General features: G+C 53.5%; 16 protein-coding genes. 6 read left to right on the top strand and 10 right to left on the bottom strand.

The window, feature by feature from the left end:
- Positions 1–5 precede the first annotated feature (5 nt).
- Positions 6–854, bottom strand: a complete 849-nt coding sequence (locus tag L2097_RS22535; RefSeq protein ID WP_039077302.1) for an MIP/aquaporin family protein — start codon at positions 852–854, stop codon at positions 6–8.
- A 450-nt stretch (positions 855–1,304) separates the two neighbouring features.
- Between L2097_RS22535 and zapB the strand changes: the two genes are divergently transcribed.
- Positions 1,305–1,550, top strand: coding sequence for a septal ring assembly protein ZapB (gene zapB / locus L2097_RS22530; protein WP_103245119.1), 246 nt, complete (start codon positions 1,305–1,307; stop codon positions 1,548–1,550).
- A 139-nt stretch (positions 1,551–1,689) separates the two neighbouring features.
- On the opposite strand, the gene rraA is transcribed toward zapB, so the two are convergent.
- The 7 genes from rraA to priA form a co-directional block, all read right to left on the bottom strand.
- Complete coding sequence (rraA, locus tag L2097_RS22525) at positions 1,690–2,175, bottom strand: ribonuclease E activity regulator RraA (protein ID WP_039077301.1); 486 nt, start codon at positions 2,173–2,175, stop codon at positions 1,690–1,692.
- Between the two features lie 92 nt (positions 2,176–2,267).
- The gene (gene menA / locus L2097_RS22520; RefSeq protein ID WP_250353718.1) at positions 2,268–3,197 is read right to left on the bottom strand and encodes a 1,4-dihydroxy-2-naphthoate polyprenyltransferase; all 930 of its coding nucleotides are present in this window, start codon (positions 3,195–3,197) and stop codon (positions 2,268–2,270) included.
- Positions 3,198–3,268: 71 nt separating this feature from the next.
- Positions 3,269–4,603, bottom strand: coding sequence for an ATP-dependent protease ATPase subunit HslU (gene hslU, locus L2097_RS22515; protein WP_047372357.1), 1,335 nt, complete (start codon positions 4,601–4,603; stop codon positions 3,269–3,271).
- 9 nt (positions 4,604–4,612) lie between these two features.
- Positions 4,613–5,143: an ATP-dependent protease subunit HslV gene (hslV, locus tag L2097_RS22510; protein WP_039077299.1), complete on the bottom strand. Its 531-nt coding sequence runs from the start codon at positions 5,141–5,143 to the stop codon at positions 4,613–4,615.
- Positions 5,144–5,233: 90 nt separating this feature from the next.
- On the bottom strand, positions 5,234–6,226 hold the full coding sequence (gene ftsN / locus L2097_RS22505) for a cell division protein FtsN (RefSeq protein WP_250353717.1): 993 nt from the start codon (positions 6,224–6,226) through the stop codon (positions 5,234–5,236).
- A gap of 95 nt (positions 6,227–6,321) precedes the next feature.
- The gene (gene cytR / locus L2097_RS22500; RefSeq protein WP_047372355.1) at positions 6,322–7,347 is read right to left on the bottom strand and encodes a DNA-binding transcriptional regulator CytR; all 1,026 of its coding nucleotides are present in this window, start codon (positions 7,345–7,347) and stop codon (positions 6,322–6,324) included.
- 124 nt (positions 7,348–7,471) lie between these two features.
- Positions 7,472–9,667 (bottom strand): primosomal protein N', encoded by a 2,196-nt coding sequence (gene priA / locus L2097_RS22495; RefSeq protein ID WP_250353716.1) that lies wholly within the window; start codon positions 9,665–9,667, stop codon positions 7,472–7,474.
- Between the two features lie 206 nt (positions 9,668–9,873).
- Here priA and rpmE point away from each other — a divergent pair, with 206 nt between their 5' ends.
- From rpmE to L2097_RS22480, 3 genes are all read left to right on the top strand, one after another.
- The gene (gene rpmE / locus L2097_RS22490) at positions 9,874–10,086 is read left to right on the top strand and encodes a 50S ribosomal protein L31 (RefSeq protein ID WP_039055221.1); all 213 of its coding nucleotides are present in this window, start codon (positions 9,874–9,876) and stop codon (positions 10,084–10,086) included.
- A 374-nt stretch (positions 10,087–10,460) separates the two neighbouring features.
- A complete protein-coding gene (locus L2097_RS22485) occupies positions 10,461–11,141 on the top strand; it encodes an oligogalacturonate-specific porin KdgM family protein (protein ID WP_047372353.1) in 681 nt (226 codons plus the stop codon).
- Positions 11,142–11,251: 110 nt separating this feature from the next.
- Positions 11,252–12,793, top strand: a complete 1,542-nt coding sequence (locus tag L2097_RS22480) for an MFS transporter (protein ID WP_085006099.1) — start codon at positions 11,252–11,254, stop codon at positions 12,791–12,793.
- A gap of 382 nt (positions 12,794–13,175) precedes the next feature.
- Here L2097_RS22480 and L2097_RS22475 read toward each other — a convergent pair whose 3' ends face one another.
- Both L2097_RS22475 and metJ read right to left on the bottom strand, forming a co-directional pair.
- The gene (locus L2097_RS22475) at positions 13,176–13,787 is read right to left on the bottom strand and encodes a YiiX family permuted papain-like enzyme (protein WP_250353715.1); all 612 of its coding nucleotides are present in this window, start codon (positions 13,785–13,787) and stop codon (positions 13,176–13,178) included.
- A 59-nt stretch (positions 13,788–13,846) separates the two neighbouring features.
- On the bottom strand, positions 13,847–14,164 hold the full coding sequence (gene metJ, locus L2097_RS22470; RefSeq protein WP_007369220.1) for a met regulon transcriptional regulator MetJ: 318 nt from the start codon (positions 14,162–14,164) through the stop codon (positions 13,847–13,849).
- Between the two features lie 276 nt (positions 14,165–14,440).
- Here metJ and metB point away from each other — a divergent pair, with 276 nt between their 5' ends.
- Both metB and L2097_RS22460 read left to right on the top strand, forming a co-directional pair.
- Positions 14,441–15,601 carry a cystathionine gamma-synthase gene (gene metB, locus L2097_RS22465; protein ID WP_047372350.1) on the top strand — a complete coding sequence of 387 codons (1,161 nt, stop codon included), beginning with the start codon at positions 14,441–14,443 and terminating at the stop codon, positions 15,599–15,601.
- A gap of 2 nt (positions 15,602–15,603) precedes the next feature.
- Positions 15,604–18,036, top strand: coding sequence for a bifunctional aspartate kinase/homoserine dehydrogenase II (locus tag L2097_RS22460; protein ID WP_085006097.1), 2,433 nt, complete (start codon positions 15,604–15,606; stop codon positions 18,034–18,036).
- The last annotated feature ends 52 nt before the right edge of the window (positions 18,037–18,088 follow it).

The following is an 18,088-nucleotide window of genomic DNA, read 5'->3' as shown; positions in this document are numbered from 1 at the left end:
TCACATTACAGCGGAGCTTTTTGTTGTGAAGTCGTGGTGGCGTCTTTGTCATCTTCCACAGCACAAACGTCACACGGTAAATTACGGCCAATCAGTTTACGATAACCGAAGGCACCCAGTGATGCGCCGACAATCGGCCCAAACAGCGGTACGAGGAAATAGGGAATATCTTTCCCACCGGTGAAGGCGACATTGCCCCAGCCAGCCAGCCAGGCGAACGCTTTTGGTCCGATATCACGAGCAGGGTTCATCGCAAACCCGGTCAGCGGGCCCATAGAAGCACCAATAACGGCAATCAGCAGACCAATCAGCAGTGGTGCCAGCGGGCCACGCGGGATCCCGTTGCCGTCATCACCCAGCGCCATGATGACGCCCATCAGAACCGCGGTAATCACCATCTCAACAGCAAAGGCCTGGAAGAAATTGATGTGCGGGTTAGGGTAGGTTGAAAAGATGCCTGCCAGATCGAGACTTTCGACGCTGCCACGCACCATATGGTGAGTTTGTTCGAAATCGAAGAAAAGATTGTAATAAAGCCCGTAAACAAGTGCGGCCGCGCAGAATGCGCCAGCAAATTGAGAAGCAATAAAGGGAACAACTTTGCGCCCGTCGAAGCAGGCAAACAGCCACAATGCAATGGTCACTGCCGGGTTAAGATGTGCGCCGGAAACCCCTGCGGTCAGGTAGATGGCCATCGCCACGCCCAGACCCCAAATGATACTGATTTCCCACTGTCCGAAGCTGGCACCTGCTACTTTAAGTGCCGCAACGCAGCCCACACCGAAGAAAATCAACAACCCGGTACCGAGAAATTCGGCGATGCACTGACCTTTTAAGGTTGAGGTTTGACTCATAATCGGATCCTGCAAAGAGTTTAATGGTTATAGTTTGCATGGAGGGAGAAGACTCCACGATGCCGTGTAGACATACTGTTAATTTATCGTTAACGAGCAAAAACGAGAAATATCGAAATCAAAATGTGTGTACTGCGTCAATAAAATGAGCGTTTTCGCGCGATGAGGCGCGTTTGCGAAGGGATGCGACAGGATGCGAAGTGTGAGCTGAATCATTTTTGTAACCCTCAATTTAACAATTTATTGAAGCGGACCGCAATTGCACCAGGTTTAGACTGAAAAGTGTTGCAAAGCGCGATCTGCGCGGGTTGTCGCTGGACAGGGGCTAAAGGGCTTCATACAATCGGGTACTAAGACCGTGCGCTAAATACATTAAGGCGTCGCCGTTCACGGAACGCGGTTTTACCCGAGTGGTATATACCCATCAACGCCTTGCAATTCAGGAGAGGTATGACGATGTCATTAGAAGTATTCGAGAAGCTGGAAGCGAAAGTACAGCAGGCGATTGATACCATCACGCTGCTGCAGATGGAAATCGAAGAGCTGAAAGAGAAGAACAACAGTCTGTCCCAGGAAGTCCAGTCCGCACAGCATGATCGCGAAGAACTGGCTCGTGAAAACAACCAGTTGAAAGAACAGCAGCATGGCTGGCAGGAGCGTCTGCAGGCACTGCTGGGCCGTATGGAAGAAGTCTGATTACGCTTCTTCTTTCGTGTTAGCGGCGTTGGCGGCGCTTACTGATCCCAGTCACATCACTGTTTATGTTGCTGGGGATTCGCTCAGTTGCCGCCTTGCTACAACGCATAAAAAAGGCACCTTTCGGTGCCTTTTTTGATCACTCGATATCCAGTGGATCTTCGGAAAGGATGATACCGGTGTTATCGGCATAGAGATGGTCGCCGGAAAAGAAGGTCACGCCGCCGAAATTGACGCGAATGTCGCTTTCGCCGATACCTTCCCCTGCGGCGCCGACCGGAATCGCGGCAATGGCCTGAATGCCAATGTCCAGCTCTTCCAGGTCATCTACCTGACGCACTGCGCCATAGACCACAATGCCTTCCCACTCGTTTTGCAGAGCGATGCGCGCCAGGTCCGCATCGATTAACGCACGACGCACAGAACCACCGCCATCGACCAGCAGTACACGACCACGGCCATTTTCTTCGAGCAGATCGTACAGCAACCCGTTGTCCTCGAAACATTTCACCGTGATGATTTGACCGCCAAACGACGACCGTCCGCCAAAATTGGAGAACAGTGGTTCCACGACGTTGACATCTTCCTGGTAGATGTCACAGAGCTCAGACGTATCGTATTTCATAGGCTTAACGTTCAGTTGCTGCGAGAGTAGTCAGTATATCGCGCATCACGCATTGTTGGCAAAATCATCAATTGTTAATTGACTTTTGTCAGTTAAAACTGCGTCTGACTCAGCATAATTCCAACCACAAACAATAGGTTAGTCAGCAAAGCCCCTTTTACGGTACGTTCGAGCATCGGCGGCATGGCTTTCGGATCCCGCTCGCGCATCACAAAACGTGCCTGTTTGAACAGCAACGGCGCGGAAAAGACGAACAGCCAACCCCAGGCGCTATGCAGCGACAGCACGTTAAACAGCGCCAGGCAGAGAAGGGCTCCGGCCAGCAAACCCGCATGGTAGCGGCGTGCGTTCACCGGCCCTAAGCGCACCACGAGCGTGATTTTGCCATTGGCGCGATCGCTGTCGATATCACGCAGGTTGTTGATATTCAGCACTGCAGTTGCCAGCAGGCCGCACGCCGTAGCTGGCAAGATAATCGCGGGGATCAGCATATGGGTTTGCAGATACCAGCTTCCCATTACGCTCAGCCAGCCAAAGAAAATCAGTACCGAAACATCGCCAAGGCCGATGTAACCGTAAGGGCGTTTACCGACGGTATAGGTAATAGCGGCGATGATCGACAGCGCGCCAAGCACCACAAAGCCGATGAAATCTGTCAGGGTTTGCGAGGCCGCCAGCAGCAACAGCAGGCCGGAGATGCAGCTCAGGACAATGACGATGATGAGCGCACGCTTCATCTGCTCAAGCGAAATTGCCCCTTTTTGCATGCCGCGCAATGGCCCAATTCGGTCAGGCTTGTCGCTGCCCTTAACCGCATCGCCATAGTCATTGGCGAGGTTGGAAAGGATTTGCAGCAATCCGGCGGTGCTTAATGCCAGTACGGCAACCAGCGGATCGAAGAAACCCTGCCACCAGGCCAGCGTCGTCCCTACCACGATAGCGGCAAACGCCAGCGGCAGTGTTTTTGGGCGCAGGCTTTCCAGCCATGCCTGAGTGCGGCTTAAAGGTTGTGCGTCAGTCATAGTCACCAGCCAGTAATAAAAAATGGGGGCATAAGCCCCCATCGGAAATGATGAAAACGTTGTGGCGGGGATTATAAGATAAAACGGCTCAGATCTTCATCTGCCACTAAAGCATCAAGGTGCTTACTCACATAGTCGGCGTCGATGATGATAGTTTCGCCATTCAGGTCGCTTGCGTCATAGGAAATGTCTTCCATGAGGCGCTCCAGAACGGTGTGCAGACGGCGCGCACCGATGTTTTCGGTGGTCTCGTTCACCTGCCAGGCCGCCTGTGCGATGCGTTTAATCCCGTCGTCGGTGAAATCGATATTGACGCCTTCTGTTGCCATCAGCGCTTTGTACTGCACGGTAACCGATGCGTTTGGTTCGGTCAGAATGCGTTCAAAGTCTTCCGTGGTCAGGGCCTTGAGTTCGACGCGAATCGGCAGACGACCCTGCAGTTCCGGGATCAGATCTGACGGGCTGGCCACCTGGAATGCACCGGAGGCGATAAACAGGATGTGATCGGTTTTGACCATGCCGTGTTTGGTGGAGACAGTACAGCCTTCTACCAGCGGCAGCAGGTCGCGCTGAACACCTTCACGGGAAACATCCGGACCGGAAGTATTACCGCCGCGCTTACAGATTTTGTCGATTTCATCAATGAAGACGATACCGTGCTGTTCAACTGCGTCGATTGCATCTTGTTTCAGCTCTTCCGGGTTCACCAGCTTCGCCGCTTCTTCTTCGATCAGCAGCTTCATCGCATCTTTGATTTTCAGCTTACGCGGTTTCTGTTTTTGCCCGCCCAGATTCTGAAACATGGACTGAAGCTGGCTGGTCATCTCTTCCATTCCTGGAGGTGCCATGATCTCAACGCCCATCGGTGACGCGGCCAGGTTTATTTCAATTTCTTTATCATCGAGCTGGCCTTCACGCAGTTTTTTGCGGAAGGACTGACGTGCAGCAGACGGCTCAGCGACCGTTTCCGGCTGGCCCCAGTTATTTTTTGCCGGGGGGATGAGCACGTCCAGAATACGCTCTTCCGCCATCTCTTCGGCGCGATAGCGATTTTTTTCGATGGACTGCATGCGGACCATTTTCACGGCGGCATCGGTAAGATCGCGGATAATGGAATCCACTTCTTTACCGACATAACCCACTTCGGTGAATTTGGTTGCTTCAACTTTTATAAAGGGCGCATTCGCCAGTTTCGCCAGACGGCGGGCAATTTCGGTTTTACCCACACCGGTCGGCCCGATCATCAGAATGTTTTTCGGGGTCACTTCATGGCGCAGCTCTTCATCAAGCTGCATACGGCGCCAGCGGTTACGCAGGGCAATCGCCACGGAACGCTTCGCCGCATCCTGACCGATAATGTGTTTGTCCAGTTCGCTGACAATTTCGCGTGGGGTCATTTCAGACATGAGGGATCCTTACGCCTTGGTGGTCAATTCTTCGATGGTGTGGAAGTGGTTAGTGTAGATGCAGATGTCACCGGCGATATTCAGCGCTTTCTCGGCGATGTCGCGCGCGCTGAGGTCGGTGTTTTCCAGCAGCGCACGGGCAGCCGCCTGGGCATACGGGCCACCAGAGCCAATGGCAATCAGGTCATTTTCCGGCTGCACAACGTCACCGTTACCGGTGATGATCAGTGAGGCCGTTTCATCGGCTACAGCCAGCAACGCTTCCAGCTTGCGCAGCATGCGATCGGTACGCCAGTCTTTGGCCAGTTCCACCGCCGCTTTTACCAGGTGACCCTGATGCATCTCCAGCTTACGTTCAAAGAGTTCAAACAACGTGAAGGCATCAGCCGTGCCCCCGGCAAAGCCAGCGATGACTTTGTCGTTGTACAGACGGCGAACTTTCTTCACGTTGCCTTTCATAACGGTGTTGCCCAGTGTCGCCTGGCCATCACCAGCGATAACGACATGGCCGTTACGGCGTACGCTTACTATTGTTGTCACGAGCAGACCCCCTGGTTACGAATGCAGAATACACGCCCCGTAGTGATACGGGGCAGAATGCAAGTATAGATGGGGGGGATTTTGGGGGTTTCAACCCCCGGCGGCGAGACGGATGCAGTTTGTGTGACCGGCCATTTTCAGACGGCTAATAGTGCCGTCCGCGTTATCTTTGCCTTTAACCGGGCCGATAACCACGCGATTCCAGCCGTTATTGCTGGTGATGCGAGAGTCAAACCCTTCAAAGGCGAGCTGGGCACGAACGGTCTCTGCCTGATCGGCGCCTTTGAACGAACCACACTGTACCATCCAGCGACGTTCGTCTTTTTTCTCGGCCGTTTGCTTCGGTGCTTCTTCATGCGTCACCGGCGCTGCCTGCTGCGTTTTCGGCGCGGTTGCCGTGGTGTGTGCTGGTGTTTGCAGCAAGTCCTGGTACGGCTGTTGGCTGGCGGCGGACGGTTTTTGCTGCGGCGTCTGCTTCGGTGCCTGTACAGGCGTGGTTTGTGCCGTACGTGGCTGCTCCGCTACCCGCGGTGGCGTACGCGTCGGTTGTTCAACCTGAACGTTACTCCACTGCTGTTGTTGCATCTGCTGCTGTACCTGTTGTTGCGCCTGACGCTGGCGTTGCAGCGTTTGCTGACGCTGCTCCTGCGTCTGCTCGTTCCACGGTACTTCGTTCAATTGCGTAGGCTGCTGGCGCATATCTGCCTGCATTTGCGCCAGTAACTGACGTTGCTCGTTCGTCAGTTGCTCCGGTTTTTCCACTTCACCACCCGCAGAGGGTTCGGTAGGCGCACGTACGCCTGGCTGGCGGCTTTCCAGCTCTTTGATATAACGCCAGCGCTCTTCCGGTTTTGGCGGCAGACCATTGCCTGCAACCTTCTGGCTTTGCAGCGTTTCAGATTCTTCTTTCTTGTGGTGGGTAATAAAGTACAGGCCACCGATAAAAGCTACCAGTACTGCGGCGGCAATCGCGACCATTGCGGGCGAGACAGCGGATACGCTACGTTGCTTCTTCCTTGAGCTACTCTTTTTTTGCCGCGAAGGAGCCGACTGGCTGCGGCGTACATAATCTCGTTGTGCCACTATCGTTTCGCTGTATTTATTTCGTTTGTCAGCCCGTCATGTTACTTAAGCGACGGGCTTTTGACCAGAAGAGGGATTCCGATAACGCATTTACGTTAAGTCAACGCCTTAGTTGACCCACGAATGACCAATTCGCAATCCAGTAATCGGGAGCCGCTGCTTACCGTATGACCTTGTAACTGTTCGAGTAGTAACAGCATTGCTTCACGACCGATATCGAAACGCGGCTGGGCGACGGTAGTAAGAGGGGGATCGCAGAATTCAGCCAGCGAAATGTTATCGAAACCAATAATGGACAAATCATGCGGCACTTTCAGGCCGCGGCGCTTCGCATAAGACAACGCGCCGAGCGCCATCACGTCGCTGTGACAAAATACCGCAGTAGGCGGCTTCGGCAGAGAGAGTAACCGTTCCAGCGCCTCGCCACCGGCGGCAAAGGTAAAGTCGCCACGGGCAATATAATGCGGGTCAACGGTAATACCGGAGCGACGCAGCGCCTGTACATAGCCCTGCAGGCGGTAGTGGCACAACGGCATCTCTTCCGGTCCGGCGATGCATCCAATGTACTGATGCCCCTGCTCGCGCAGGTAATTCACGGCATTGAAGGCGGCGGTCAGGTTGTCGATATGTACTGTAGGCAGTTCCAGTTCCGGGGCAAACTCATTCGCCATCACCATTGGCGGCAGGTTACGTTGTTCTTCGATGCTGGCATCGAAAGGCAAGCGCGAACCGAGCAGCAGCATCCCGTCTATCTGCTTAGTGATGATTAAATCTATAAAGGTTTTTTCTTGCTGATTCTGATGCGCGCAATCGCCGATCAGAACCAGATAACCATTTTCTGCGGCAGTGACTTCGATACCACGGATAATTTCACTAAAAAACGGATCGCAAATATCCGGCACGATCACCAGGATCGTCCGGGATTCATTACGTTTAACATTACGTCCCATCGATTGCGGCAAATAACCCACTTCCATTGCCGCCTGCTCAACCCGATTGCGGGTAGCCTGCGACACTTTATCCGGGTTCATTAACGCACGGGACACCGTTGCCGTGGACACCTTCGCTTTAACGGCAACATCTTTCATGGTCGCGGCTGCAACCTGATTCCTGGTCTTCACCTTCTTCTCCTCGCATGCGCGGCGCAGGCGCAGACACATTTTTATCAGATAGTTAATCTAATCGGTTACAGAATTTTCATTAAAAATGTGATGAAAGTTGAATTTTTCGAGGTGCCTCGCAACCTTAGCCCTCGATAGGGTCCACATCCAGCACCCACTTCACTTTGCGTGCCTCAGGTAAGGTGTTGATAAGCGTAAGCGTGCCGCTGACAATCTGTTGCAGGCGTACTCGCGAAGGGTGTTGCAGCAGGAGCTGCCAGCGCCAGCGCCCGGCACGCTTGGGTGCCAGTGCCGGAACCGGACCAAGCACCCAAAGACGCTGGTCCGCCAGCGGGCTGGATTGCAGCAGATTTTTCAATTGTTGCAGGAACAACGGCGCCTGCTGGTTGTTATGATCTTCCGCACGGATGAGCACATGGCTGGTCCACGGAGGAAGCTGGAGCGTCTGACGCTCCGCCAGCGCCTGCTCAGCGAAGGTGTCGTAGCCTTTATGCAGAAGCGTCTGCAACAAAGGGTGTTCCGGATGGTGGGTTTGCAGTACGACTTCCCCTTGTTTCCCTGCGCGCCCGGCCCGCCCTGAGACCTGGGTATAAAGCTGCGCAAAGCGTTCTGCAGCGCGGAAATCGGCGGAGAAGAGCGCGCCATCGACATCCAACAGGGCAACCAGCGTGACGTCCGGAAAATGGTGCCCTTTCGCCAGCATCTGTGTGCCGATAAGAATACGCGCACCGCCACGATGCACTTCCGCCAGATGCTGTTCGAGCGCGCCTTTACGACTGGTGGTGTCCCGGTCGATACGCGACAGCGGAACCCCTGGAAAAAGCGGGGCGAGCGCCTGCTCCAGTTGTTCTGTGCCCAGCCCAACCGGCATCAGATGGGTTGAGCCGCAGGAAGGACATTGCCGTGGTACCTGGCGCTGGCTGTCGCAATGGTGGCAACGTAAATGTTGTTGAGCCTGGTGTAACGTGTAGTAATGATCGCAGCGCGGACATTCGGCAATCCAGCCGCAGTCGTGACACAGCAGCGCTGGCGCGAAGCCTCGACGGTTCAGGAACAAGATGACCTGATTACCCGCCTGCAAGTGCTGGCGCATGCGATTCGCAAGGGCAGGAGAGAGCCCTGCCTGTAGCGCCTGACCTTTTAGATCCAGCACATGTTGTATGGCGGGGCGGGCGTTGCCGGCGCGACGCGTCAGGCGCAGCATCCTGTATTTACGCGCGCGCACATTGTGGAGCGTCTCCAGTGCGGGCGTCGCCGAGCCGAGTATGATCGGAATTTGCTCGCTGTGGGCACGGTAAACGGCCAGGTCGCGTGCATGGTAGCGCCACCCTTCCTGCTGTTTATAAGAGCTGTCGTGTTCTTCATCGATCACGATCACGCCCAAATTTTTAAAAGGGGTAAACAGCGACGAGCGCGTGCCAATGACAATCGCCGCTTCGCCGTTTTTGGCTTTTAGCCAGGCGGACAGGCGTTCACTGTCATTCAATCCGGAATGCAGTACCTCGACCGGGGCAGAAAAGCGTTCACGAAAACGGGCGATGGTCTGCGGCGTCAGGCCGATTTCCGGTACCATCACCAGCGCCTGTTTCCCCTGTGCCAGCACATTCTCCAGTACGCTGAGATAGACTTCTGTTTTGCCTGAACCGGTTACACCTGCCAGCAGCCAGGCTGAGAATTGATCCGCCGCGCTGTGGATCGCTCCCACTGCCGTAGCTTGTTCGGTATTAAGCCGCAGACGCTCGCCGCAGACGGAAAAGCCATGCCGCCAGTCATGATGCGCAGGCTCCTCACTGTTGAGTTCTGCCAGCCCCTTCGTGCGTAATGACTGGAGCGCGGCGTCGTTGAACTCAAGCTCCGCAACCTGATGACGCCAGATGCGTCTCTGGCGCAGGGCCGCCAGCGCCTGTTGCTGTTTTGGCGAACGTTTAAGGCTATTGAGATCGACCGCCTGCCCCTGCTCGGTCGCAAACCAGAACCACTGCACTGCTGCACTGGCCGGTTTACCCTGGCGTAGGGGTACAGGAATGGCGTTGAAAAGCACATCGCCAATGGCGTGGTGATAATAGTCTGCCGCCCAGAGCAGAAGTCGCCAAACCGGGACGGAAAAGACGGGGTCGCTGTCCAGCACCTCGATCACGCTTTTCAGCTCATCGAGCGGCAATTCGCTGGTCTCACCGACGGAAACCACAATCCCCACCCGTTGCTGGGTGCCAAAGGGTACGCGCACCCGGCAGCCCGCGCTGGCCACCATGCTATCAGGAAGCAGGTAGTCAAAGGTGCGGGGCAACGGTACGGGTAGCGCTACATGGGCGACGGGCATCTCAGGATCCTGACTTGAAAACTGGCGGGATAGTATACACATTGTTAAAGGTGGGGCGCGGATCAGTTTGCATACGTTGGTTAATTTCTGTATGATTCGCCGCCTTTGGTACGTATTCACGTGCCAGAGATCCACTAATACATTAACTCGCGTGGTGTCTGGCGTTAGGGCTGGAAGAGCGACGCGGCCTTAAACTGAGGTTTCCCATGAAAAAAGGTATTCACCCGAATTATGTAGCTATTACTGCAACCTGTTCTTGCGGTAATGTCATCAAAACCCACTCTACCGTGGGTCACGACCTGAACCTGGACGTGTGCGGCAACTGCCACCCGTTCTTCACTGGTAAACAACGTGTAGTTGATACCGGTGGTCGTGTTGAGCGTTTCAACAAACGCTTCAGCATCCCGGGCAGCAAATAAGTTGCCTGATGAAAAAAGCGCCGCAAGGCGCTTTTTTTGTCCCTGAATTCCGCGTCCTTCCTGCGATCATCTTCCTTCCCCTCATCCCAGACTGTAATTTTCGCAACGTTAGTTCTCTTGATTTGGCACATCGTTTCTATTTGTTGGGTCTATTGTTTCAGTTGGTGACATTGAGCTGATGTATCTTTGCTTTTTTGCCACTTAACCGGAATGCTGGCAAAAACTCAAAGGTTTGTACATTTACACTAAAATACAATTCCTCACGTTATTAAGACATTTTTAATTTGTAGCTGTCTTTCACTCGTTACGCTGGCCTGCGAATCCATAGCTACACGCTTTTCTTTTATTGAAATTTACGTCAAAGAGGAATTTCCATGAAGTTGAAATATGCGTTGTTATTACTGCCGGTACTGGCAGGAACAGCCCATGCGGGTTACGTAGACTATCGTCATGAATATTATGATGATGGACGTAACTATGATCGTGTTTATATTTCCCAACGATTTGCCAGCGGTTTTGGGGTAGCGTTAGAAGGTATTTCCCGTTCTGATGATGCGGATGCTAAAAAACCGCTGAATAATATGGAAACGAACGGGATTGAGTATACTGCCAACTACCAGTTTACCTGGAGCAACCTGATATGGCTTCCTGGTATTGCCATTGAAACGGATGAAAATCAGACAATTTACAAGCCATTCGTGCGTGTTCAGTACAATATCAACGAAAATTGGTGGACAGCCTTCCGCTATCGCTTCGAGTACACCCGCCGTAACGCGCAGGGCCGTGATGACCGCCGTATTGATCGTCCGGAAGCGTGGATTGGTTATAACACCGGTAACTGGATGTTTGAGCTTAACGGTATTTATAAATTTGCCGAAAATGAGAATATTTATAACAACACTAAACAAGATTACGAATATAATTTCCGTGTTGCGTATAAAGCAGGTAATTGGGTGCCATTTGTTGAAGTAGGTAACGTGTCTTCGGGTTATAAAACAGCGATTACTGATGATCGCCAGACGCGTTATCGCGTTGGTATTGGTTATAACTTCTAGTTACCTCTCTTTCTGTGTCTGAATAATGCGGCGGCAATATATATTGCCGCCGTGTCCGCTCGCAATTTTTAAGTCGAGATTTTATATTTCGCTAAGGATTGGGTAAAACAATGTCTACACGCAAACCGGGTTTAGTGAATTATCTGGCGTACGGCTCCGGAGATTTTCTGGGAGCGGGTACAACAGCACTGACTGCCGCATGGTTACTTTATTTTTATACGACCTTCTGCGGCTTGACGCCGATTGAGGCGACATTTATTTTCGCCATGGCCAGGGTACTGGATGCCGTAGTCAGCCCACTGATGGGTTATCTGACCGACAATTTTGGCAATACCTGGCTCGGTAAACGATTTGGTCGCCGTAAGTTCTTCATTCTGCTTGGCATCCCGTGCGTATTTTCCTATACGCTGATGTGGGTCGGCCACATGAACTACTGGTACTACTTATTCACGTACCTGCTGTTTGACGTGGTGTACACCATGATTCTGGTGCCTTATGAGACGCTGGTGCCGGAGATGACCGATGATTTCAAACAGAAAACCAAGTTTTCCGGCGCGCGTATCGCGCTGGCACAGCTTTCCGCCATTCTGGCTGCTTTCCTGCCCGGTATCCTGTTGAGTCATTTCGGTAAAGACAATGCTGTTTCTTTCTTCTATGCCAGCATCGTCTTTGCCGTGATCTGCGCGATAGTATTGACGCTGGTGTGGATCTTCACCTGGGAGCGCCCACGGGATGAACAAGCGGAAGCCGTAAAACCAAAACTGACCCTGGGACAAAGCCTGGGCCGTCTGATCATTGAATTGAGTTCCACCTTCCGTATCCGTATTTTTCGTCAGCATCTGGGGATGTACCTTGGCGGATATATTGCACAGGACGTCTTCAACGCGGTCTTCACCTACTATGTGGTGTTTGTGTTGATGCAGAGTCCGACGCTGGCCTCCAGTCTGATGGGAACCATGGCGATTCTGCAGTTTATCGCGGTTATGGGGATGATCCCGCTCTGTATTCGTTTCGGCGCTGCGCCGTCTTACCGTATTGTCGTGGTGCTGTTTGGTCTGGCTGCGGTTTCCTTCGCCCTGCTGTCGCTGGCTGGACAGAGCGATAATATGTCGCTGCTATTATTTATTTCGGGTATTGCCGGGTTAGGGCGTGGCGGCATTAACTATATTCCGTGGAACATCTATACCTATATTGCCGATGTGGACGAGGTGGTGACGGGTCAGCGTCGCGAGGGTATTTTTGCCGGTATCATGACCCTAACGCGTAAGGCCTCTCAGGCTGGCGCAGTAATGCTGGTGGGCATTGTGATGCAAATGTCCGGTTTTATTTCCGGGCAGAGCACACAGGTGCCGGGAGTGAGCCATACCATCCTGATGATTCTGAGTATTGGCACCGTGCTGGTGCTGTCGATCGGTTTCCTGGTGTCGTTGCGCTTTCGTCTGAACTTGTCCACGCACAGCGTTCTGCGTGAAGAGACGGCAAAAATGCGTAGTGCGGGCCGCCTGACGCCGGAATCCATTACGCCGCAGGCGCGTAAGACGGTAGAAATGCTGGCGGGTATGCCTTACGAAAAACTGTGGGGCAATAATGATATTGGCTACACCAACCGGCAGAAGGCACGTGAAGCGCAATCTCACGCGTCAGCCGTGTAGGCGCTCATTTGAGTGAAATTTTTGTGATGAAAGTCACAAAAATATTGCTGGCGACATGGAAGAGGCATAGACTTTTCACAGCGAAAGACATCATTAACAACGCGTGAAAGGATATGACTATGCTAAATGCACTGAAAAATGTCGTTGTGTCTTATTTTATTTCTCTGTCAGAAGTTCACCCCGAAGTGACCCGCTTCTGATTGAGCCAGCGCAACAGACAGTCCAACAAAAAGGCAGAAGATTTCTTCTGCCTTTTTTGTTTATCTCTGCTCCATTACTGGGGATAGCAGTGCACATTCAGGCATGCTCTGTGGTTATCCACTGCGTGTATAACGCTTCCCGCCGTTAACGTAAGCGACGTATCCAACGTCCCCCCTGCGCTTTACAGCCCCTTGGCCGTCCATTTTTTTGCGACGGTTTCCAGTTGCGGGGCGTCAAATAACGCTTGTGGCGAGATCACTGTTTCGTTCAGCGGGATATTACGCCCGTAACGCTCGTTGAGTTTGGCGCGCACGACCGGGGAGTTCAGATCGAACTCTTTAAGTTTCTGCAGCTTACCCGGCTGTATCCCCAGCGCACGGTCATACACCTTCCACACCACTTCTGAGCAATACTGGCGCTCATCGGTCCATGAAAATGCCAGGTCATAGGGTTTGCCGAGATAGCGCGTTGCCGTCTGCACCAGTTTTTGCTGCTGTGAAATGGAAAGCCCACCTTTCACGCGGCGGATGATGTAGTGCCCTTTTTCCCCACGGTTGATGAATTTTTGCAGTGGCGTATAGACCACCGGGCCGATGGCTTCAAAAACATAGGGGACATTGTTACGCAGCACGATCATGCCAGTGTGGCTAAAGCGCGAATGAGTGGCTTGCTGGATAGCTTTACTTTGTGACGAGCGAGACATCTGAAAGATGATATCGCCCGTCTGCGGTTCATAAGCCAGAACCGGGAAAACCATCACCGTGAGCAGCAAGAAGACAAACTTCTTTGTCATGATTTACATCCTTGTTCGAGACAAAAAAGGCGATTCAATCCATGAGCCGCCTTTTTAAATCAGTACTCCCACGTATCGGGGTCGATACCCAATTCGCGCATAATCACTTTTGCCTCTTCCGGGATTTCGTCGCTGCGCTCTTTCCGCAGGTCTTCATCGTTGGGCAACGGTTGGCCGGTAAACGCATGCAGGAATGCCTCACACAGCAGTTCGCTGTTGGTGGCATGACGCAGGTTGTTAACCTGACGACGGGTGCGCTCATCGGTGAGGATTTTTAACACCTTCAGAGGAATGGAAACCGTAATTTTTTTTACCTGTTCACTCTTCTTACCGTGCTCAGCGTACGGGCTGATATATTCGCCGCTCCATTCAGCCATGAGATACCTTTAATCCTCTCAGTCATTAATAAAAGGTCAGAACCTGATCAATGCAGCGCCCGGACCATAATCTCGCGTAGTTTACCGTAGAGTCAGTACCGTGACACGGTGTATCGCTCTGCGCCACTTCACTAAAGCATATAATTTTAACGGCTATTGCGATTTTGCTCAATCTATACGCAAAGAAGTTTAGATGTCCAGATGTATTGACGTCTATTATTCTTATGTTTACTCTGGTGCCTGACTTTTCATCCATTAAGCCAGGAAGCCTTCACCATGACGCGTAAACAGGCCACCATCGCAGTGCGTAGCGGATTGAACGATGACGAGCAATACGGTTGCGTTGTTCCGCCAATTCATCTCTCCAGCACCTATAATTTCACCGGTTTTAATGAGCCACGAGCCCATGACTATTCACGCCGTGGTAATCCGACACGCGATGTCGTGCAGCGTGCGCTGGCAGAGCTGGAGGGTGGTGCGGGTGCCGTGATGACCAACACTGGTATGTCGGCGATTCATCTGGTGACCACGGTTTTTCTGAAACCGGGCGATCTGCTGGTTGCGCCGCATGATTGCTATGGCGGCAGTTATCGTCTTTTCGACAGTCTGGCAAAACGCGGCTGCTATAAAGTTTTGTTTGTCGATCAGAATGATGAGCAGGCATTAAAAGCGGCACTGGCGCAAAAACCAAAGCTGGTGCTGGTGGAAAGTCCGAGCAACCCATTGTTGCGCGTCGTGGATATTGCGAAAATCTGCCAACTCGCGCGCGAGGTCGGTGCGGTCAGCGTGGTAGATAACACCTTCCTGAGCCCGGCGTTGCAAAACCCGCTGGCGTTAGGCGCAGATTTGGTATTGCATTCATGTACTAAATACCTGAATGGCCACTCGGACGTTGTTGCGGGCGTGGTGATTGCCAAAGACCCGGATACCGTCACAGAACTGGCATGGTGGGCGAATAATATCGGCGTCACCGGTAGCGCCTTCGACAGCTATCTGCTGTTGCGTGGCCTGCGCACCCTGTCTCCACGTATGGAAGTGGCGCAGCGTAACGCCCAGGCAATCGTTGAGTTTCTGAAAAAGCAGCCGCTGGTGAAAAAACTTTATCACCCGTCGCTGCCGGAAAATCAGGGGCATGAGATTGCCGCACGTCAGCAGAAAGGCTTTGGCGCAATGTTGAGTTTCGAACTGGATGGCGATGAGCAAACACTGCGTCGCTTCTTAAGCGGTTTGTCATTATTTACGCTGGCGGAATCGTTAGGTGGGGTTGAAAGCTTAATCTCCCACGCTGCCACGATGACACACGCGGGCATGGCGCCGGAAGCACGTGCCGCTGCCGGGATTTCAGAGACGTTACTGCGTATCTCAACCGGCATTGAAGATGGTGAAGATTTGATTGCCGACCTGGAAAATGGCTTCCGGGTCGCAGCTGAGGGATAAACATGAGTGTGAATGCGCAGGCAGGGGCGAAGGTTCGTCAACTGCATAAGTTTGGTGGGAGCAGTCTGGCTGATGTGAAATGTTACCTGCGCGTCGCGGGGATCATGGCGGAATATTCGCAACCGGGCGATTTAATGGTCGTTTCGGCAGCCGGCAGTACCACTAACCAGTTGATTAGCTGGCTCAAATTGAGCCAGACCGATCGTCTCTCTGCGCATCAGGTTCAGCAGTCGTTACGTCGTTATCAAAGTGAGCTGATTGCCGGGCTGTTACCAGCTGATGTGGCTGACGGTCTGATTAGTGAGTTTATTCGTGACCTTGAGCGGCTGGCCGGGTTGCTTGATGCCGGCATTACCGATGCGATCTATGCCGAAGTGGTGGGGCATGGGGAAGTGTGGTCTGCGCGTCTGATGTCTGCCGTACTAAACCAGCAAGGGCAGGCCTCAGCATGGCTTGATGCGCGAGAGTTTCTGCGCGCGGAACGTGCGGCTCAGCCGCAGGTCAACGAAGGCACTTCCTGGCCGCTGTTCCAGCAATTGCTGGCGCAGCATCCAGACAAACGTATCGTTGTGACGGGCTTTATCAGCCGCAACGAGGCGGGCGAAACCGTGCTGCTGGGGCGCAATGGTTCTGACTATTCGGCAACGCAAATTGGCGCATTAGCCGGGGTTACCCGCGTGACGATCTGGAGCGACGTGGCCGGCGTATACAGCGCCGACCCGCGTAAAGTGAAAGATGCCTGTCTGCTGCCGTTGCTGCGTCTGGATGAAGCCAGCGAGCTGGCACGTCTGGCGGCGCCGGTACTTCACGCCCGAACCTTGCAGCCGGTTTCCGGCAGCAATATCGATTTGCAGTTGCGTTGTAGCTACAACCCGGAGCAGGGTTCCACGCGTATTGAGCGCGTACTGGCATCCGGCACGGGCGCCCGTATCGTCACAAGCCATGATGATGTTTGTCTGATCGAATTTCAGGTGCCTGCCGGGCAAGATTTCAAACTGGCGCAACGTGATATTGATGTGATCCTTAAGCGCGCTCAGGTTCGTCCGCTGGCGACAGGCGCTCACGCGGACCGTAATCTTCTGCAGCTCTGCTACACCTCGGAAGTGGTGGATAGCGTCTTTAAACTGCTCGACGAAGCCGGTCTGCCGGGCGAACTGCGTTTGCGTCAGGGGCTGGCTCTGGTGGCAATGGTCGGGGCTGGCGTTTGCCGTAATCCGCTGCATAGCCACCGTTTCTGGCAGCAGTTGAAAGGCCAGGCCGTGGAATTCGTCTGGCAGTCAGATGAAGGTATCAGTCTTGTCGCAGTGCTGCGCGTAGGGCCAACGGAAAGCCTGATTCAGGGGCTGCACCAGTCACTGTTCCGCGCGGAAAAACGCATTGGCCTGATGTTGTTTGGTAAAGGCAATATCGGGTCTCGCTGGCTCGAGCTGTTTGCCCGCGAACAGAGCGCATTGTCTGCCCGTACCGGGTTCGAATTTGTTCTTGCAGGCGTGGTGGATAGCCGCCGTAGTTTATTGAATTACGAGGGGCTCGACGCCAGCCGGGCGCTGGCCTTCTTCAATGATGAGGCGGTCGAGCAGGATGAAGAGGCGCTATTCCTGTGGATGCGCGCGCACCCGTACGATGATCTTGTTGTGCTGGATGTCACGGCAAGCCCGCAACTTGCCGACCAGTATCTGGATTTTGCCAGTCACGGCTTTCACGTGATCAGCGCGAATAAACTGGCAGGTGCCAGCAGTAGTGACAAATACCGTCAGATCCACGACGCGTTTGAAAAAACCGGGCGTCGCTGGCTGTATAACGCCACCGTCGGAGCCGGGTTGCCGGTAAACCATACGGTTCGCGATCTTATCGATAGTGGCGATAGTATTCTGGCCATCAGCGGTATCTTCTCCGGTACGCTCTCCTGGTTGTTCCTGCAATTTGACGGCACCGTGCCGTTTACTGATTTGGTCGATCAGGCCTGGCAGCAGGGGCTGACCGAGCCGGACCCGCGCGTTGATCTTTCCGGTAAAGACGTGATGCGTAAGCTGGTCATTCTGGCGCGCGAGGCGGGTTATGACATCGAACCCGACCAGGTGCGCGTGGAGTCCCTGGTACCGACGAGCTGTGAAGAGGAGTCTATCGACCATTTCTTTGAAAACGGCGATGAGCTCAATGAGCAGATGACACAGCGTCTGGAGGCTGCTCGCGAGATGGGGCTGGTGCTGCGTTATGTGGCGCGTTTCGATGCCAACGGCAAAGCGCGTGTGGGTGTGGAAGCGGTGCGTCCGGAACACCCTCTGGCGGCGCTACTGCCTTGCGATAATGTGTTTGCCATCGAAAGTCGCTGGTATCGCGATAACCCGCTGGTGATCCGTGGGCCGGGAGCCGGCCGCGATGTGACCGCCGGAGCGATTCAATCGGATATCAATCGTCTGGCACAACTGCTGTAGTCGTCTCTTTTCGCCCTCTCCCGTGGGAGAGGGCATCAGGCTGCACTAATCC

This window comes from Citrobacter sp. MNAZ 1397 (genome assembly GCF_023613995.1).
Classification (GTDB): domain Bacteria; phylum Pseudomonadota; class Gammaproteobacteria; order Enterobacterales; family Enterobacteriaceae; genus Phytobacter; species Phytobacter ursingii.
This window is presented reverse-complemented; position numbering and strand designations above follow the sequence as displayed.